This is a genomic window from Pseudomonas sp. AC112 (genome assembly GCF_979253545.1).
In genome coordinates, this window is sequence record NZ_CEEDCM010000001.1 from 1,773,755 (window position 1) to 1,790,323 (window position 16,569).

A 16,569-nucleotide genomic window follows, 5' to 3' on the forward strand; every position below is an offset into this window, starting at 1 on the left:
ATGTGATTATCGCCAATGTGGCAAGGAGCCCTCGTGCCCACAGTTGAAATGGAACGTCGCCAGGTGGTGGTGATCGGTGCCGGTCCGTCCGGGGCCATCGCCGCCGCGCTGTTAAAGCGCAAAGGGCATGATGTATTGATCATCGAGCGCCAGCATTTCCCACGGTTCTCGATCGGCGAAAGCCTGCTGTCGCACTGCATCGATTTCATCGAAGAAGCCGGCATGCTCGACGCAGTACAGGCCGCAGGGTTCCAGGTGAAAACCGGCGCCGCGTTCGCCTGGGGCGAGCGCTACAGCGCATTTGATTTCAGTGACACCTTCAGCAACGGCAAGCCGACCACCTTCCAGGTGCAGCGCGGCGAGTTCGACAAGTTGCTGGCCGATCAGGCCGCCAAGCAAGGTGTGGAGATCCGCTACGGCGAAACTATCGTCGGCGTGGATTTCAACGGCGAGAGCCGCTACCTGCATGTGCGCCGTGAGAACGGCAGCGAGTACCACCTCAAGGCCAAGTTCGTACTCGACGCCAGCGGCTATGGCCGCGTGCTGCCGCGCCTGCTGGACCTGGACCTGCCGTCCGACTTCCCAGTACGCCAAGCCGTGTTTACTCACGTCGAAGATCGCATCGAACATCCCGGCTTTGATCGCACAAAGATTCTGGTCACCACGCACCCGACCCAGCGCGATATCTGGTTCTGGACCATTCCGTTCAGCAACGGGCGTTGTTCGGTGGGCGTAGTCGCGGCCAAGGAGCATTTCGACGGCCGTGACAGCGACCTCGATGCCTGCCTGCGCGGCTTTATCGATGAAACCCCAAGCCTGTCCGGCGTGCTGCAAAACGCCGTCTGGGATACGCCCGCGCGGACCATCGGCGGCTACGCGGCCAACGTCAAAAGCCTGCACGGGCCGGGCTTTGCATTGCTGGGCAACGCGGCGGAATTCCTCGACCCGGTGTTCTCCTCCGGGGTGACCATCGCCATGCGCTCGGCGAGCATGGCCGCCGGTGTGCTGCATCGCCAGCTCAACGGCGAAACCGTGGACTGGCAAACCGAATTTGCCGAGCCGCTGAAGCGCGGTGTCGATACCTTCCGCTGTTACGTCGAAGGCTGGTACGCCGGGACATTCCAGGACGTGATCTTCCATCCCGGCAGCTCGCCGGATATTCGCCGGATGATCAGTTCGATCCTCGCCGGTTACGCGTGGGATGAGCGCAACCCGTTTGTGAGTGAGCCCAAGCGGCGGTTGCGGATGTTGTCGGAAATTTGTGCAGGGGATGCAGCGTGAGCAGTCAGTACTTGAGTAAGAACTACGTCGAAGAAACCAAGTTCGGCTTCTGGTTCCTGCGCAGTCATACCTGGCAACATCACGTATTGCGCGTGGCGATCAACGATCTGCGCAGCCTGTTCACCGAGCCCTTGCCAGCAGCGCCGGTGCTGCTGGACGCCGGTTGTGGCCAGGGCAAGTCCTTCAAGCTGTTGCAGCAGGTGTTCGCCCCTGAGCGCCTGATTGGCCTGGACGCCGACCCTCACAGCCTGGAGTTGAGCCGTGCAGAAGCGGAGCGTCAGGGCTTGGCCATCGAGTTGATCGGCAGCGACTGCGCCACCCTGCAAGTGCCGGACGAAAGTGTCGATCTCCTGTTCTGCCACCAGACCTTCCACCACCTGGTCGAGCAGCATCGCGCGCTCAAGGAGTTCTACCGGGTGCTCAAGCCGGGTGGCTATTTATTGTTTGCCGAATCCACCGAAGCCTACATCGACACCTGGGTCATCCGCTGGCTGTTTCGCCACCCAATGCACGTGCAAAAAAGCGCCGAGGAATACCTGGAGATGCTCCGCGAGCAGGGCTTTGAATTCGGACCGCAGAACGTCTCATACCCGTACTTGTGGTGGAGCCGCTCCAGCGACTTCGGCCTGCTTGAACGCTGGGGCCTGCGCAAGGCGCCACCGGTGGGCCAGCGCGAAGAAACCCTGGTCAACTGCGTGGCACGCAAACCCTTAACGAGCGCAGCCCCATGATGCGCTTGCTGTTGATCGGCTGCCTGTTGCTGCTGAGCGCCTGCGCCAGCCAGCCGCCGCTGCCGGAGAAAACCCCAACCCTGGCTTTGCCGCTGCAATTGCATGTGCAGCGCCTGGCCGACGGGCAGAGCCAGGACTGGCTGTTGGTGATCCAGCGCGAAAGCGGTGGCATTCGTTGGTCGATGATGGACCCGCTGGGCATCCCCCAGGCGCGGCAAAAGCTGATCAATGGCGAATGGCAGGCCGATGGCTTGCTGCCGCCCAATCCCCAGGCGCGCGAATTGTTTGCCGCGCTGCTGTTTGCGCTGACCGCGCCGGATGACGTGCGCGCCCTCTACCCCAGCGCGCAGGCGATGGACTTGACGCGTACCCTGCCGGGTCATTGGCAGATCGTGTATCAATCCTCTGAGGTATTCAGTGTGAACATCAGCGGGCAGCCGCTGAGCTATCGCATCACACCGCTCGGAGTCGCACGATGAGCGCCTACCTCAACGCCTTGGGCGTGATCTGCGCCCTCGGCCGTGGCCAGGCGGAGGTCAGCCGCAACCTGTTTGCCGGTGATTGCTCCGGCATGCGCGCCGAAAGCGGCTGGGTACCTGAGCGCGTGCTACCGGTGGCCGGTGTGCAAGGTGAGCTGGCAACCATCCCCACTGAGCTGGGCCAGCAAAGCAGCCGCAATAACCAGTTGTTGCTGGAAGCGGCGCTGCAGATCGAAGGCGAGATCCGCCAGGCGATCCACACCTATGGCGCGTCACGGGTGGGCATCGTGCTTGGCACCAGCACCTCGGGCATCGACGAAGCCAGCCGGGGCATCGCGCACTTTTTGCGCGAACACCAGTTCCCCGGCGACTACGACTACCAGCAACAGGAACTCAGTGCTCCGGCGAACTTCCTCGCTGACTGGCTGCAACTGAGCGGCCCGGCCTATGTGATCTCCACCGCCTGCACCTCCAGCGCCCGCGCGCTGATGAGCGCCCAGCGCCTGCTGGACCTGGGCGTGTGCGATGCAGTGATCTGCGGCGGCGTCGACAGCCTGTGCAAGCTGACACTCAACGGTTTCAGCTCATTGGAAGCGGTGTCGAACGAGCGCTGTAATCCGTTCTCGGTGAACCGCAACGGCATCAACATCGGCGAAGCGGCCGTGCTGTTTGTGATGAGCAAGGAACCCGCGCCCATCGCCCTGCTGGGCAGCGGCGCCAGTTGCGATGCGCACCATATCTCCGCGCCCGAGCCCACCGGCAAAGGCGCGTTGCAATCCATGCGCAAAGCCTTGGCCAGCGCCCGATTGCAGCCCGAGCAGATCGGTTACCTGAACTTGCACGGCACCGCCACCCAACATAACGACGCCATGGAAAGCCTGGCCGTCGCCAGCCTGTTCCCGCACGGCGTGGCCTGCTCCTCGACCAAACCCATGAGCGGCCACACCCTGGGCGCAGCCGGCGCATTGGAAGCGGCGTTCTGCTGGTTGAGCCTGGTTCACAACCGGCTGCCACCGCATGTGTGGGACGGCCAGGCCGACCCCGCGCTGCCCGCCTTGCAATGGGCCACCGCCGGCGCCACCCTGGAAAAACGCTGCCTGATGAGCAACTCATTTGCCTTCGGCGGCAACAACGTCAGCCTGATAATCGGAGGGGTCCCATGATCGATTGGCCACTCGACGAACTGCTGCCCCATGCGGGCGACATGATCCTGATCGACCAGGTGCTGTCGTTCGATGAAGAGCAGGTCCGCACCCGTACCACGGTCAAGCCTGGCGGCCTGTTCAATCGCCCGGATGGCAGCTTGCCGGCCTGGGTCGGCATCGAGTTGATGGCGCAAAGTGTTGCCGCCTACGCCGGTTGCCGCGCGCGCCAGAAGGGTGAAGCCGTGGAACTCGGCTTCCTGCTCGGCACACGCAAGTTCGAGTGCAACGTGGAGTACTTCCCGGCCGGTGCCGAGCTGAGCATCCACGGTCTGCGCTCCCTGGAAGACGACAATGGCATGGGTGTGTTCGAATGCCACCTGACCGGAGACGGGATCCAGGCCAGCGCCCGCTTGAATGTATTTCGACCGCCCCAGGCGGCCAACTATTTAGATGAATCGAAGGACGTAACGCCATGACTGAATCCGTACTGGTCACCGGCTCCAGCCGTGGCATTGGCCGCGCCATCGCACTGCGCCTGGCTCAGGCCGGGCATGACATCGTGCTGCATTGCCGCAGTGGCCGTAGCGACGCCGATGCAGTGCAGGCCGAGGTTGAAGCCCTGGGCCGCAAGGCGCGGGTGCTGCAATTCGATGTGGCGGATCGTGCTGCGTGCAAGGAAATCCTCGAAGCTGACGTTGAGCAACACGGTGCCTATTACGGCGTGGTGCTCAACGCCGGCCTGACCCGAGACGGCGCCTTCCCGGCCTTATCGGAAGACGACTGGGACGTGGTGATGCGCACCAACCTCGACGGTTTCTACAACGTGTTGCACCCGGTGATGATGTCGATGATTCGTCGTCGCGCGGCTGGGCGTATCGTGTGCATCACCTCGGTTTCCGGGCTGATCGGCAACCGTGGGCAGGTCAACTACAGCGCCTCCAAAGCCGGCTTGATCGGTGCGGCCAAGGCCCTGGCCATCGAGCTGGGCAAGCGCAAGATTACCGTCAATTGCGTCGCTCCGGGCTTGATCGACACCGCCATGCTGGATGAGAACGTGCCGGTGGAAGAACTGATGAAGATGATCCCGGCGCAGCGCATGGGCACGCCGGAAGAGGTGGCCGGCGCGGTGAACTTCCTGATGTCGGCCGAGGCTGGCTACATCACGCGCCAGGTCCTGGCCGTGAATGGAGGCCTGTGCTGATGAAACGCGTCGTCGTCACCGGCATGGCCGGCATGACCTCCCTGGGCAGCGATTGGGACACCATCGCCGCCAACTTCCGCGCCAACCGCAGCGGCATTCGGCGCATGGACGAGTGGGACCGCTTTACCGAATTGAACACGCGCCTGGCCGGGCCGATCGACGATTTTGTCGTGCCCGCCCATTGGACGCGCAAGCAACTGCGCAGCATGGGCCGTGTCTCGCGCCTGGCGGTATGGGCCGCCGAGCAGGCGTTGCAGGACGCCGGCTTGCTCGGCGATGAGTCGATCAAGGACGGGCGCATGGGCGTGGCCTGTGGCTCGTCCACCGGCAGCACCGACGAGATCAAGGCGTTCGGCAATATGCTGCTGAACTCGGTGGCCGAGGGGCTGAATGCCAACTCCTATGTGCGCATGATGCCGCACACCACGGCGGCGAATATCAGCATCTTCTTTGGCCTGACCGGGCGGCTGATCCCTACGTCCAGCGCTTGCACCAGCGGCAGCCAGGGCATCGGCTATGCCTATGAGGCGATCAAGTTCGGGCGCCTGCCGTTGATGCTCGCCGGCGGCGCCGAGGAGCTGTGCCCCACTGAGGCCATGGTATTCGATGCGCTCTACGCCACCAGCCTCAAGAACGATGCGCCTCAGACCAGTCCACGTCCCTATGACAGTGGTCGTGACGGCCTGGTGATCGGTGAAGGCGGCGGCATGTTGGTGTTGGAGGAACTGGAACACGCGTTGGCACGCGGTGCGCATATCCACGCCGAGCTGGTGGGCTTCGGCAGCAACGCCGACGGCCAGCACACCACCCGCCCGGAGCAGAAAACCATGCGCCGCGCGATGGAACTGGCCCTGGAAGATGCCGGGCTTGAGCCATCCGCAATCGGCTACGTGAACGGTCACGGCACCGCCACCGACCAGGGCGATATCGCCGAAACACTCGCGACCAGCAGCCTGTTCGGCAGCCGCATGCCCATCAGCTCACAAAAGAGCTTCCTCGGCCACACCTTGGGCGCGTGCGGCGCGCTGGAGTCGTGGTTCAGCATCGAGATGATGAACCGCGACCAATACGTGCACACCTTCAACCTGGATTCGGTCGACCCGCAATGCGGCGAGCTGGATTACCTGCAAGGTGAATTCCGCGAGATGCACCACGACTACGTGATGAACAACAACTTTGCCTTTGGCGGCGTCAACACCTCGCTGATCTTCCGCCGCTGGTCCTGACTTTCAAATCGATTGGAGAATACGGAATGTCTTCCTTGCTACGCGTCACCCTGATCACCCTGGCCCTGCTGGTCACCGCCGGCTGCACCAGCAAGCCGATCCTCAACACCCAGCACGACCTGCCGGCCAACGCCCAGGTCAGCGAAGAAAAAATGAAAACGGTGATCGTCAACGCCCTGCAAAAGCGCGAGTGGACGGTTCAGCGCCTGAGCCCGCAACTGGTGCAGGCCGAGATCAACGTGCGTAACCAATATTACGCAGCCATCGACATCCGCTACACCCGCAACAGCTACGCCATCACCTACCGCGACAGCCGCGACCTGGGCTACAAGGACGGCAAGATCCATCGCAACTACAACCGTTGGGTGAACAATCTGGACAGCGACATCATGGCGGGGTTGCGCAGCAATGGCGTGAATGAGGCGGGGACGGCGGCGCAGTTGTTTGAGCAGACGGGGACGTCGAAGTAAGACCAGCGTCAGGCACACCCCCTCCGTGGTGAGCGGGCTGTTGTGGTGAGCGAGCTTGCTCGCGCTGGGCTGCGTAGCGGCCCCAAAGATCTTGGGAGCGCTTCGCACTCCAGCGCGGGGCAAGCCCGCTCACCACAACAAGCGCGCTCACCACAAAGCGTTATTGGGCAGCCTTGCGCGTCAACAACTCCACAAACGCCTCTGCCATCGGCGTCTGCGCGCCCTTGCGTTGCACCAGCCACACCGCCGTCATCGCCTCCTGATCCAGCAGCGTGCGATACACCACGCCATCGATCCGAATGCGCTGGTAGGACGCCGGCAGCACCGACACGCCCAAGCCCGCCGCCACCAAGCCGATGATGGTCATCGCCTCCCCGGCCTCCTGAGCAAAGTGCGGGCTGAAGCCGGCATCACGCGCCAGGTTGAGCAACTGGGCATAGAGGCCGCTGCCGTAAGTGCGCGGGAAAAACACAAACGGTTCCTGTGCCAATTGCGCCAGGTGCAAACCACGCTCGCTGCCCGCCACCAATGGGTGACCAGCATTCAGCACCGCCACCAGCGGCTCACGCATCAACTCGACCACACTCAGCGAATCCGGCAATGGCAGCGGGCGCATCAGGCCCACCTGGATAGACTCATCCACCAGCGACTCGGCCACTTCGGTGCTGCTCATCTCCTGCAGGTTCAGATGCACCGCCGGGAACGCCTGGCGAAACGCAAAGATCGCCTGGGGAATGCTGGAATTGAACGGTGCCGACGAGGTGAAGCCAATCTTCAGTTCGCCCAGCTCACCCAACTGCGCCCGGCGCGCTACGTCCGCCGCTTTGTCCACCTGTGCCAGCACCAATCGCGCCTCTTGCAGGAACAACCGCCCCGCTTCACTCAGTTCGACCCGACGATTGGTACGCTCAAACAACCGCGCCCCCACTTCCTGCTCCAGCGCCTGGATCTGCTGGCTCAGCGGCGGTTGCGAGATGCCCAGCACCTGCGCGGCCCTGCCGAAATGCAACTCTTCGGCGACGGCAATGAAGTACCGCAAGTGACGCAATTCCATGGGAGCCTCATTAGGTCGTTAAAGCTATCAAACAGGTCGAACAATATATTGGAAAGAATCATTAGGGAGCTATATTCTTTTTTGCATTGCCTGTCCTGGCACGCTCTTCCTCCCCGAGGTCCCCGTGAAAGCTGCTGTTGCTCCACTCGCTCAAGACGTACCGCCCACCGCCCTGGATGAGGTGGTGGCCCAGCTCAATGACGCGTACATCGAAAAAGGCACGCCGATGTTCATGCGCACGGTGCTGGCGCTGTTCTCCGGCGGTTTCGCTACCTTTGCGCTGCTGTATTGTGTGCAGCCAATGATGCCGGCGCTGTCCCATGAGTTTTCCATCAATGCGGCACAAAGCAGCCTGATCCTGTCGGTGGCCACGGCGATGCTGGCGTTCGGCTTGCTCATCACCGGGCCGATCTCCGACCGGTTGGGACGCAAGCCGGTGATGGTGTCTGCGCTGTTCTGCGCCGCGCTGGCGACCATCGCCAGTGGCTTGATGCCCACCTGGGAAGGCATCCTGTTCATGCGCGCACTGGTGGGCTTGTCACTGAGTGGCCTGGCCGCCGTAGCCATGACCTACCTGAGCGAAGAAATCCACCCGCAGCACATCGGCTTGGCCATGGGCTTGTACATCGGCGGTAACGCGATTGGCGGCATGAGCGGGCGCCTGATCATAGGCGTGTTGATCGACTTCGTCAGTTGGCACACCGCAATGCTGATCATCGGTGCCCTGGCGCTGATCGCCGCCACGGTGTTCTGGAAAATCCTCCCCGAATCGCGCAACTTCCGCGCCACCAGCCTCAAGCCGCGCAGCCTGGTGGATGGCTTCGTCATGCACTTCAAGGACGCAGGCCTGCCCTGGTTGTTCCTCGAAGCGTTCCTGCTGATGGGGGCGTTCGTGACCATGTTCAACTACATCGGCTATCGCCTGCTGGCCGATCCCTACGACCTGAGCCAAGCGGTGGTCGGCCTGCTGTCGCTGGTGTACCTCTCGGGCATCTACAGCTCGGCGAAAATCGGCTCCCTGGCTGACCGCCTCGGTCGCCGTCGGGTGCTGTGGGGCACCATCGTGCTGATGCTGGCCGGCATGGCGCTGACCCTGTTCACCCCCCTGTGGCTGGTGGTGCCGGGCATGCTGATCTTCACCTTCGGCTTCTTCGGCGCCCACTCGGTGGCCAGCAGCTGGATCGGCCGCCGCGCGGTGAAAGCCAAGGGCCAGGCATCGTCGCTGTACCTGTTCTGCTACTACGTGGGGTCGAGTATTGCGGGGACGGCGGGCGGGTTCTTCTGGCACTTTGCCGGGTGGAACGGGATCGGGGCGTTTATTGTGGCGCTGTTGATTGGCGCGTTGCTGGTGGCGTTGAAGCTGGCGAAGTTGCCGCCGTTGGGAGACGTGAAGGTCTAAGGCTATTTTGCTTTTATGTGGGAGCTGGCTTGCCTGCGATAGCGATAGTGAATTCACTCCTGCTATCGCAGGCAAGCCAGCTCCCACATTTTGATTTGTGTTCAGCCATGAAAAAGCCCGGCATTTGCCGGGCTTTTTCATTTACTCGTGGTACTGCGCGGACAGTTCGTGCACCGCTTGCAGGAAGGCACCTGCATGCTCCGGGTTCACTTCCGGAGTAATGCCATGGCCGAGGTTGAACACATGCCCGGTGCCTTTGCCGTAGCTGGCGAGGATGCGGCCAACTTCGGTGCGGATGGCTTCCGGCTTGGCGTACAGCACGGTCGGGTCCATGTTGCCTTGCAGCGCGACGCGGTTGCCGACGCGCTGGCGGGCTTCGCCAATGTCGCAAGTCCAGTCCAGGCCCAGGGCGTCGGCACCGGCGTCGGCAATGCTTTCCAGCCACAGGCCGCCACCCTTGGTGAACATGATTACCGGCACTTTGCGGCCTTCGTGTTCGCGGATCAGGCCGCTGACGATTTTGCGCATGTAGGCCAGGGAGAACTCCTGGTACGCCGCCGCCGAGAGGTTGCCGCCCCAGGTGTCGAAGATCTGCACCGCCTGGGCGCCGGCCATGATCTGGCCGTTGAGGTAGGAGGTGACCGACTGCGCCAGCTTATCCAGCAGCAGGTGCATGGCCTGTGGGTTGTCGTAGAGCATGGCCTTGGTCTTGCGGAAGTCTTTCGACGAGCCGCCTTCGACCATGTAGGTGGCCAGGGTCCAGGGGCTGCCGGAGAAGCCGATCAGCGGCACACGGCCGTTAAGCTCGCGGCGGATGGTGCTGACGGCGTCCATCACGTAGCCGAGGTCTTTGTGCGGATCGGGGATCGGCAAGGCTTCGATATCGGCCAGGGTGCTGACGACTTTCTTGAAACGCGGGCCTTCGCCGGTTTCGAAGTACAGGCCTTGGCCCATGGCGTCAGGGATGGTGAGGATGTCGGAGAAGAGGATGGCCGCGTCCAGTTGTGGGTAGCGGTCCAGCGGCTGCATCGTGACTTCGCAGGCGAACTCCGGGTTCATGCACAGGCTCATGAAGTCGCCGGCGTTGGCGCGACTGGCGCGGTATTCCGGCAGGTAGCGACCGGCCTGGCGCATCATCCACACAGGGGTGACGTCCACGGGTTGCTTGAGCAGGGCACGAAGGAAACGGTCGTTCTTGAGGGCAGTCATGTCGGCATCCGCAAAAAAAGTGCGGGCATTTTCTCAGAGCCAGACGCAAAAGGCACGGAATGCGCCGTGCCTTTTGTCTATCGGGTCAATTTGTCGCGGACATGAAAGCGCCGCAAAACAAATGTGGGAGCGGGCTTGCTCGCGAAAGCGGCGGGTCAGTCGACACATCCAGTGACTGATATACCGTATTCGCGAGCAAGCCCGCTCCCACATTTTGATCCGATTTCAAGCTGGGGATCGGGATCAGACCTGCAGGTAATCCAGGATACCTTCGGCGGCATTGCGGCCTTCGAAGATCGCGGTTACCACCAGGTCGGAACCGCGCACCATATCGCCACCGGCGAAGATCTTCGGGTTGCTGGTCTGGTGTTTGTACTGGCCTTGTTCCGGGGCTACGACGCGGCCCTGGCTGTCAGTCTGGATCTGGAACTGCTCAAACCACGGCGCCGGGCTTGGGCGGAAGCCGAAGGCGATGACCACGGCGTCAGCCGGGATGATCTCTTCGGAGCCCGGGATCGGCTCGGGGCTACGACGGCCTCGGGCGTCCGGTTCGCCGAGACGGGTCTCGACCACCTTCACGCCTTCAACACGGTCTTCACCGACGATTGCAATCGGCTGGCGGTTGTAGAGGAATTTCACGCCTTCTTCCTTGGCGTTCTTCACCTCTTTGCGCGAGCCGGGCATGTTGGCTTCGTCACGGCGATAGGCACAGGTCACCGACTTGGCGCCCTGGCGGATCGACGTGCGGTTGCAGTCCATCGCGGTGTCGCCACCGCCCAGCACCACGACCTTCTTGCCTTTCATGTCGACGAAGTCTTCCGGCGACTTTTCAAAGCCCAGGTTGCGGTTGACGTTGGCGATCAGGAAGTCGAGCGCGTCATACACGCCCGGCAGGTCCTCACCGGCAAAGCCGCCTTTCATGTAGGTGTAGGTGCCCATGCCCATGAATACCGCATCGTATTCTTCGAGCAGTTGCTCCATGGTGATGTCCTTGCCGATTTCGGTATTGAGTCGGAACTCGATACCCATGCCGGTGAAGACTTCACGACGGTTGCTCAGCACGGTTTTTTCCAGCTTGAACTCGGGGATACCGAAGGTCAGCAGCCCGCCGATTTCCGGGTTCTTGTCGAACACCACCGGGGTCACGCCGCCACGCACCAGCACGTCGGCACAGCCCAGGCCCGCCGGGCCCGCGCCGATGATCGCGACGCGCTTGCCAGTCGGCTTGACCTTGGACATGTCCGGACGCCAGCCCATGGCGAACGCGGTGTCGGTGATGTACTTCTCCACCGAACCGATGGTCACCGCGCCGAAGCCGTCGTTAAGGGTGCAGGCACCCTCGCACAGACGGTCCTGCGGGCACACCCGGCCGCACACTTCCGGCAGGGTGTTGGTCTGGTGCGACAGTTCGGCAGCGGCGAGGATGTTGCCCTCGGCCACCAGCTTCAGCCAGTTGGGAATGAAGTTGTGCACCGGGCACTTCCATTCGCAATACGGGTTACCGCACCCCAGGCAGCGGTGGGCCTGGTCGGCCGAGTGCTGGGGTTTGAAGGGTTCGTAGATCTCCACGAACTCTTTCTTGCGTTGACGCAACAGTTTCTTCTTCGGATCTTTGCGCCCGACATCGATGAACTGGAAGTCGTTATTCAGACGTTCAGCCATTTTAAAACCTCATCAAACTCTTCAGGCGCATATCACTGCGGGTTGGCACGGATGCTGGAAAGCAACGATTTCAGGTTGGCAGCCTTGGGCTTGACCAGCCAGAAACGACGCAGGTAATCATCGAGGTTTTCAGCGAGGTTACGGCCCCATTCGCTGCCGGTCTCCTCGACGTACTCGTCCAGCACGTGCTGCAAGTGGTTCCGGTAGGACTCCATGGCTTCGCCGCTGATTCGCTGGATCTCGACCAACTCGTGGTTGACCTTGTCGACGAAGGTGTTGTCCTGGTCAAGCACGTAGGCGAAACCGCCGGTCATGCCCGAGCCGAAGTTGTAACCGGTCTTGCCCAGTACCGCGACAAAGCCCCCGGTCATGTACTCGCAGCAGTGATCGCCAGTGCCTTCCACCACGGTGTGGGCACCGGAGTTGCGCACGGCGAAACGCTCACCGGCAGTACCGGCGGCGAACAGCTTGCCACCGGTGGCGCCGTACAAGCAGGTGTTGCCGATGATGGCACTGTCCTGGGTCTTGTAGACGCTGCCTTTAGGCGGAACGATCACCAGCTTGCCGCCGGTCATGCCCTTGCCCACGTAGTCGTTGGCGTCGCCTTCCAGGTACATGTGCAGGCCACCAGCGTTCCACACGCCGAAGCTCTGGCCCGCAGTGCCCTTGAAGCGGAAGGTGATTGGGGCCTTCGCCATGCCTTGGTTGCCGTGCTTGCGCGCGATTTCGCCGGAGATGCGTGCGCCGATGGAGCGGTCGCAGTTGCAGATATCGAGGGCGAAATCACCACCGCTGGCGTCGTTGATCGAGGCGCTGGCCATTTCGACCATCTTCTCGGCCAGCAGGCCTTTGTCGAACGGTGGGTTGCGGTCCACCTGGCAAAATTGTGGCTTGTCCGCCGGGATGTGGTCGCTGCCCAACAGCGGCGTCAGGTCCAGGTGGTTCTGCTTGGCGGTCTGGCCTTCGAGGATGTCCAGCAGGTCGGTACGACCGATCAGCTCTTCGAGGGAGCGCACACCCAGCTTGGCCAACCACTCACGGGTTTCTTCGGCGACGTAGGTGAAGAAGTTCACCACCATGTCGACGGTGCCGATGTAGTGATCCTTGCGCAGCTTCTCGTTCTGCGTCGCGACGCCGGTGGCGCAGTTGTTCAGGTGGCAGATACGCAGGTATTTGCAGCCCAGGGCGATCATTGGCGCAGTACCGAAGCCGAAGCTTTCGGCGCCGAGGATCGCGGCCTTGATCACATCGAGGCCGGTTTTCAGGCCGCCGTCGGTCTGCACCCGTACTTTGCCGCGCAGGTCGTTGCCGCGCAGGGTCTGGTGGGTTTCGGCCAGGCCGAGTTCCCACGGTGCACCGGCGTACTTGATTGAGGTCAGCGGCGAAGCGCCGGTGCCGCCGTCGTAGCCGGAGATGGTGATCAGGTCGGCATAGGCCTTGGCCACGCCAGCGGCAATGGTGCCCACGCCGGCTTCTGCCACCAGTTTCACCGAGACCAGCGCCTGCGGGTTGACTTGTTTCAGGTCGAAAATCAGCTGCGACAAATCTTCAATCGAATAAATGTCGTGGTGCGGCGGTGGCGAAATCAGCGTGACGCCCGGCACTGCATAACGCAGCTTGGCGATCAGACCGTTGACCTTGCCGCCTGGCAGCTGGCCGCCCTCACCAGGCTTGGCACCCTGGGCCACCTTGATCTGCAGCACTTCGGCGTTGACCAGGTATTCCGGCGTCACCCCGAAACGGCCAGTCGCGACCTGCTTGATTTTCGAGCTCTTGATGGTGCCGTAGCGCGCTGGGTCTTCACCGCCTTCGCCGGAGTTGGAACGCGCACCCAGGCGGTTCATGGCTTCGGCCAGGGCTTCGTGAGCCTCAGGCGACAAGGCGCCCAGGGAGATACCGGCGGAGTCGAAGCGCTTGAGGATCGACTCCAGCGGCTCGATTTCGCTGATATCCAACGCCGTGTCCAGGGTCTTCACCTTGAACAGGTCGCGGATCATCGACACCGGGCGGTTGTCCACCAGCGAGGTGTATTCCTTGAACTTGGCGTAGTCGCCCTGCTGCACAGCGGCTTGCAGGGTGTTGACCACGTCTGGGTTGTACGCGTGGTATTCGCCACCGTGCACGAACTTGAGCAGGCCGCCTTGCTGGATTGGCTTGCGCGCGCTCCAGGCTTCGGCTGCCAGGGCTTTCTGCTCAGCTTCGATGTCGACGAAACGCGCGCCCTTGATACGGCTTGGCACGCCACGGAAGCTCAGGTCGCACACCTCTTCGGACAGGCCGATGGCTTCGAACAACTGTGCACCACGGTACGAGGTGACGGTGGAAATACCCATCTTCGACAGGATCTTCAACAGACCCTTGGTGATGCCTTTACGGTAGTTCTTGAACACCTCATAGAGGTCGCCCAGCACTTCACCGGTACGGATCAGGTCACCCAGCACTTCGTACGCGAGGAACGGGTACACCGCCGAGGCGCCGAAACCGATCAGCACCGCAAAGTGATGCGGGTCGCGAGCGGTGGCGGTTTCCACGAGGATGTTGGAGTCGCAACGCAGGCCTTTCTCAGTCAGGCGGTGGTGCACCGCGCCGGTGGCCAGGGAGGCGTGGATCGGCAACTTGCCTGGGGCAATGTGGCGGTCGGTCAGCACGATCTGGGTGCGACCGGCACGCACGGCCTCTTCAGCCTGGTCGGCGACGTTGCGCACCGCGGCTTCAAGGCCGAGGCTCTCGTCGTAGTTCAGGTCGATGATCTGGCGGTCGAAGCCCGGGCGCTCCAGGGTCATCAGCGAACGCCACTTGGCCGGAGAAACGACCGGCGAGCTGAGGATCACGCGGGAAGCGTGCTCAGGCGATTCCTGGAAGATGTTGCGCTCGGCACCGAGGCAGACTTCCAGGGACATCACGATGGCTTCGCGCAGCGGGTCGATCGGTGGGTTGGTCACCTGGGCGAACTGCTGGCGGAAATAGTCGTACGGCGTGCGCACGCGCTGGGACAGCACCGCCATCGGCGTGTCATCGCCCATGGAGCCGACCGCCTCGTAGCCTTGCTCGCCGAGCGGACGCAGCACTTGGTCGCGCTCTTCGAACGTGACCTGGTACATCTTCATGTACTGCTTGAGCTGGTCGACATCATAAAAAGCCGAACCGTGGTCGTTGTCTTCCATGGTCGCCTGGATGCGCAGGGCGTTCTTGCGCAGCCATTGCTTGTACGGGTGACGCGACTTCAAGCGGTCGTCGATGGCGTCGGTGTCGAGGATCTGCCCGGTCTCGGTGTCCACGGCCAGGATCTGGCCAGGGCCTACGCGGCCTTTGGCGATCACGTCTTCAGGCTTGTAGTTCCACACGCCGATTTCCGACGCGAGGGTGATGAAGCCGTTGGTGGTGGTGACCCAACGCGCCGGGCGCAGACCGTTACGGTCGAGCAGGCACACCGCGTAGCGGCCGTCGGTCATGACCACGCCAGCCGGGCCGTCCCACGGCTCCATGTGCATCGAGTTGTACTCGTAGAATGCACGCAGGTCCGGGTCCATGGTCTCGACGTTCTGCCACGCTGGCGGAATGATCATGCGCACGCCACGGAACAGGTCGATGCCGCCGGTGACCATCAGTTCGAGCATGTTGTCCATGCTGGAGGAGTCGGAACCCACGCGGTTGACCAGCGGGCCGAGCTCTTCAAGGTCCATCAGGTCATTGGCGAACTTGGTGCGACGGGCCACGGCCCAGTTGCGGTTGCCGGTGATGGTGTTGATCTCGCCGTTATGGGCGAGGAAGCGGAATGGCTGGGCCAGCGGCCATTTCGGCAGGGTGTTGGTGGAGAAGCGCTGGTGGAACACGCAAATTGCGGTTTGCAGGCGCTCATCGCTCAGGTCTGGATAGAAGGCGGTCAAGTCCGCCGGCATCATCAGGCCTTTATAAATGATGGTCTTGTGGGAAAAGCTGCAGATGTAGTGGTCGGTGTCGGCGGCGTTGGCCACGGACGAGCGGCGACGCGACGTGAACAGCTTGATCGCCATGTCCTGGTCGCTCAGGCCCTCGCCTGCGATGAACACTTGTTCGATCTGCGGCAGGCGCTCATTGGCCAGGCGGCCGAGCACGCTGGTGTCGATCGGCACTTTGCGCCAGCCGACGAGCTGCAGGCCGGCGGCCAGGATCTCGCGGTTCATGTTCTCGCGAGCGGCTTCGGCTTTGACCGGGTCCTGGTTGAAAAACACCATGCCCACGGCGTACTGCTTGGGCAGGTCGACAGCAAATTGTTCTTTTGCGACAGCGCGCAGGAACTGGTCGGGCTTTTGAATCAGCAAGCCGCAACCGTCACCGGTCTTGCCGTCGGCGTTGATCCCACCGCGGTGGGTCATGCAGGTCAGGGCCTCGATGGCCGTTTGCAAAAGGGTATGACTGGGCTCGCCCTGCATGTGGGCTATCAGGCCGAAACCGCAGTTATCCTTGAATTCATCGGGTTGGTACAGACCTGCTTTCATAGACACTTTCTCACCAGGCTGCCTCTTATATCGAGGCAAATTTCTTTTCAATTCAACCGGTTACCTTCCACGCCGAACGTACGCCGGCTTAGCGGGGGCAAAAGGGAGGTCATTGTACACACCGACACAGACGCTCACAAATTTAGCGACGAAATGTCGCAAATCTATGTCGCATTTATGAAAGGTTTAAAGCGATATGCTGTGCTAGTCAAAACTTTTTTAATTCTGACCGCT

At 62.1% G+C, this 16,569-nt stretch carries 13 protein-coding genes; 9 read left to right on the forward strand and 4 right to left on the reverse strand.

Annotation, left to right across the window (positions count from 1 at the left end):
• Positions 1–33: 33 nt before the first annotated feature.
• The 8 genes from AC0IYN_RS08335 to AC0IYN_RS08370 are packed head-to-tail and all read left to right on the forward strand — an operon-like array spanning position 34 to position 6,533.
• Complete coding sequence (locus tag AC0IYN_RS08335) at positions 34–1,281, forward strand: NAD(P)/FAD-dependent oxidoreductase (RefSeq protein WP_406596821.1); 1,248 nt, start codon at positions 34–36, stop codon at positions 1,279–1,281.
• Positions 1,278–2,012 carry a class I SAM-dependent methyltransferase gene (locus tag AC0IYN_RS08340; RefSeq protein ID WP_406596820.1) on the forward strand — a complete coding sequence of 245 codons (735 nt, stop codon included), beginning with the start codon at positions 1,278–1,280 and terminating at the stop codon, positions 2,010–2,012. The genes AC0IYN_RS08335 and AC0IYN_RS08340 overlap by 4 nt, the downstream gene beginning before the upstream one ends.
• Entirely contained in the window at positions 2,009–2,491 is a 483-nt protein-coding gene (locus AC0IYN_RS08345) for a hypothetical protein (protein ID WP_406596819.1), read from the forward strand. The genes AC0IYN_RS08340 and AC0IYN_RS08345 overlap by 4 nt, the downstream gene beginning before the upstream one ends.
• Positions 2,488–3,654 (forward strand): beta-ketoacyl-[acyl-carrier-protein] synthase family protein, encoded by a 1,167-nt coding sequence (locus AC0IYN_RS08350; protein ID WP_471841042.1) that lies wholly within the window; start codon positions 2,488–2,490, stop codon positions 3,652–3,654. The genes AC0IYN_RS08345 and AC0IYN_RS08350 overlap by 4 nt, the downstream gene beginning before the upstream one ends.
• Entirely contained in the window at positions 3,651–4,112 is a 462-nt protein-coding gene (locus AC0IYN_RS08355) for a hotdog family protein (RefSeq protein ID WP_471841044.1), read from the forward strand. Before AC0IYN_RS08350 ends, AC0IYN_RS08355 begins: the two co-directional genes overlap by 4 nt.
• Entirely contained in the window at positions 4,109–4,837 is a 729-nt protein-coding gene (locus AC0IYN_RS08360; RefSeq protein WP_471841046.1) for a 3-ketoacyl-ACP reductase FabG2, read from the forward strand. The genes AC0IYN_RS08355 and AC0IYN_RS08360 overlap by 4 nt, the downstream gene beginning before the upstream one ends.
• Positions 4,837–6,063, forward strand: a complete 1,227-nt coding sequence (locus tag AC0IYN_RS08365; protein ID WP_122685782.1) for a beta-ketoacyl-ACP synthase — start codon at positions 4,837–4,839, stop codon at positions 6,061–6,063. The genes AC0IYN_RS08360 and AC0IYN_RS08365 overlap by 1 nt, the downstream gene beginning before the upstream one ends.
• 26 nt (positions 6,064–6,089) lie before the next feature.
• The gene (locus AC0IYN_RS08370) at positions 6,090–6,533 is read left to right on the forward strand and encodes a hypothetical protein (RefSeq protein WP_406596814.1); all 444 of its coding nucleotides are present in this window, start codon (positions 6,090–6,092) and stop codon (positions 6,531–6,533) included.
• 160 nt (positions 6,534–6,693) lie between these two features.
• On the opposite strand, the gene AC0IYN_RS08375 is transcribed toward AC0IYN_RS08370, so the two are convergent.
• On the reverse strand, positions 6,694–7,587 hold the full coding sequence (locus AC0IYN_RS08375) for a LysR family transcriptional regulator (RefSeq protein ID WP_092246437.1): 894 nt from the start codon (positions 7,585–7,587) through the stop codon (positions 6,694–6,696).
• A gap of 172 nt (positions 7,588–7,759) precedes the next feature.
• On the opposite strand from AC0IYN_RS08375, the gene AC0IYN_RS08380 reads away from it, so the two are divergent.
• Positions 7,760–8,986: an MFS transporter gene (locus AC0IYN_RS08380; RefSeq protein ID WP_471844757.1), complete on the forward strand. Its 1,227-nt coding sequence runs from the start codon at positions 7,760–7,762 to the stop codon at positions 8,984–8,986.
• Between the two features lie 141 nt (positions 8,987–9,127).
• Here the strand turns inward: AC0IYN_RS08380 and hemE are convergent, their stop codons facing one another.
• The 3 genes from hemE to gltB form a co-directional block, all read right to left on the reverse strand.
• On the reverse strand, positions 9,128–10,195 hold the full coding sequence (hemE, locus tag AC0IYN_RS08385; RefSeq protein ID WP_252993379.1) for a uroporphyrinogen decarboxylase: 1,068 nt from the start codon (positions 10,193–10,195) through the stop codon (positions 9,128–9,130).
• Between the two features lie 243 nt (positions 10,196–10,438).
• Entirely contained in the window at positions 10,439–11,857 is a 1,419-nt protein-coding gene (locus tag AC0IYN_RS08390) for an FAD-dependent oxidoreductase (RefSeq protein WP_034105894.1), read from the reverse strand.
• A gap of 32 nt (positions 11,858–11,889) precedes the next feature.
• Positions 11,890–16,335 carry a glutamate synthase large subunit gene (gltB, locus tag AC0IYN_RS08395; protein ID WP_471841048.1) on the reverse strand — a complete coding sequence of 1,482 codons (4,446 nt, stop codon included), beginning with the start codon at positions 16,333–16,335 and terminating at the stop codon, positions 11,890–11,892.
• Positions 16,336–16,569 lie beyond the last annotated feature (234 nt).

What these genes read in the sequence shown, in the direction of transcription:
- AC0IYN_RS08360 (WP_471841046.1), top strand. Translation starts at nt 4,109, where the DNA reads ATGACTGAATCCGTACTGGTCACCGGCTCCAGCCGTGGCATTGGCCGC.
- AC0IYN_RS08345 (WP_406596819.1), top strand. Translation starts at nt 2,009, where the DNA reads ATGATGCGCTTGCTGTTGATCGGCTGCCTGTTGCTGCTGAGCGCCTGC.
- AC0IYN_RS08365 (WP_122685782.1), top strand. Translation starts at nt 4,837, where the DNA reads ATGAAACGCGTCGTCGTCACCGGCATGGCCGGCATGACCTCCCTGGGC.
- gltB (WP_471841048.1), bottom strand. Translation starts at nt 16,335, where the DNA reads ATGAAAGCAGGTCTGTACCAACCCGATGAATTCAAGGATAACTGCGGT.
- AC0IYN_RS08370 (WP_406596814.1), top strand. Translation starts at nt 6,090, where the DNA reads ATGTCTTCCTTGCTACGCGTCACCCTGATCACCCTGGCCCTGCTGGTC.
- AC0IYN_RS08350 (WP_471841042.1), top strand. Translation starts at nt 2,488, where the DNA reads ATGAGCGCCTACCTCAACGCCTTGGGCGTGATCTGCGCCCTCGGCCGT.
- AC0IYN_RS08355 (WP_471841044.1), top strand. Translation starts at nt 3,651, where the DNA reads ATGATCGATTGGCCACTCGACGAACTGCTGCCCCATGCGGGCGACATG.
- AC0IYN_RS08375 (WP_092246437.1), bottom strand. Translation starts at nt 7,587, where the DNA reads ATGGAATTGCGTCACTTGCGGTACTTCATTGCCGTCGCCGAAGAGTTG.
- AC0IYN_RS08390 (WP_034105894.1), bottom strand. Translation starts at nt 11,857, where the DNA reads ATGGCTGAACGTCTGAATAACGACTTCCAGTTCATCGATGTCGGGCGC.
- hemE (WP_252993379.1), bottom strand. Translation starts at nt 10,195, where the DNA reads ATGACTGCCCTCAAGAACGACCGTTTCCTTCGTGCCCTGCTCAAGCAA.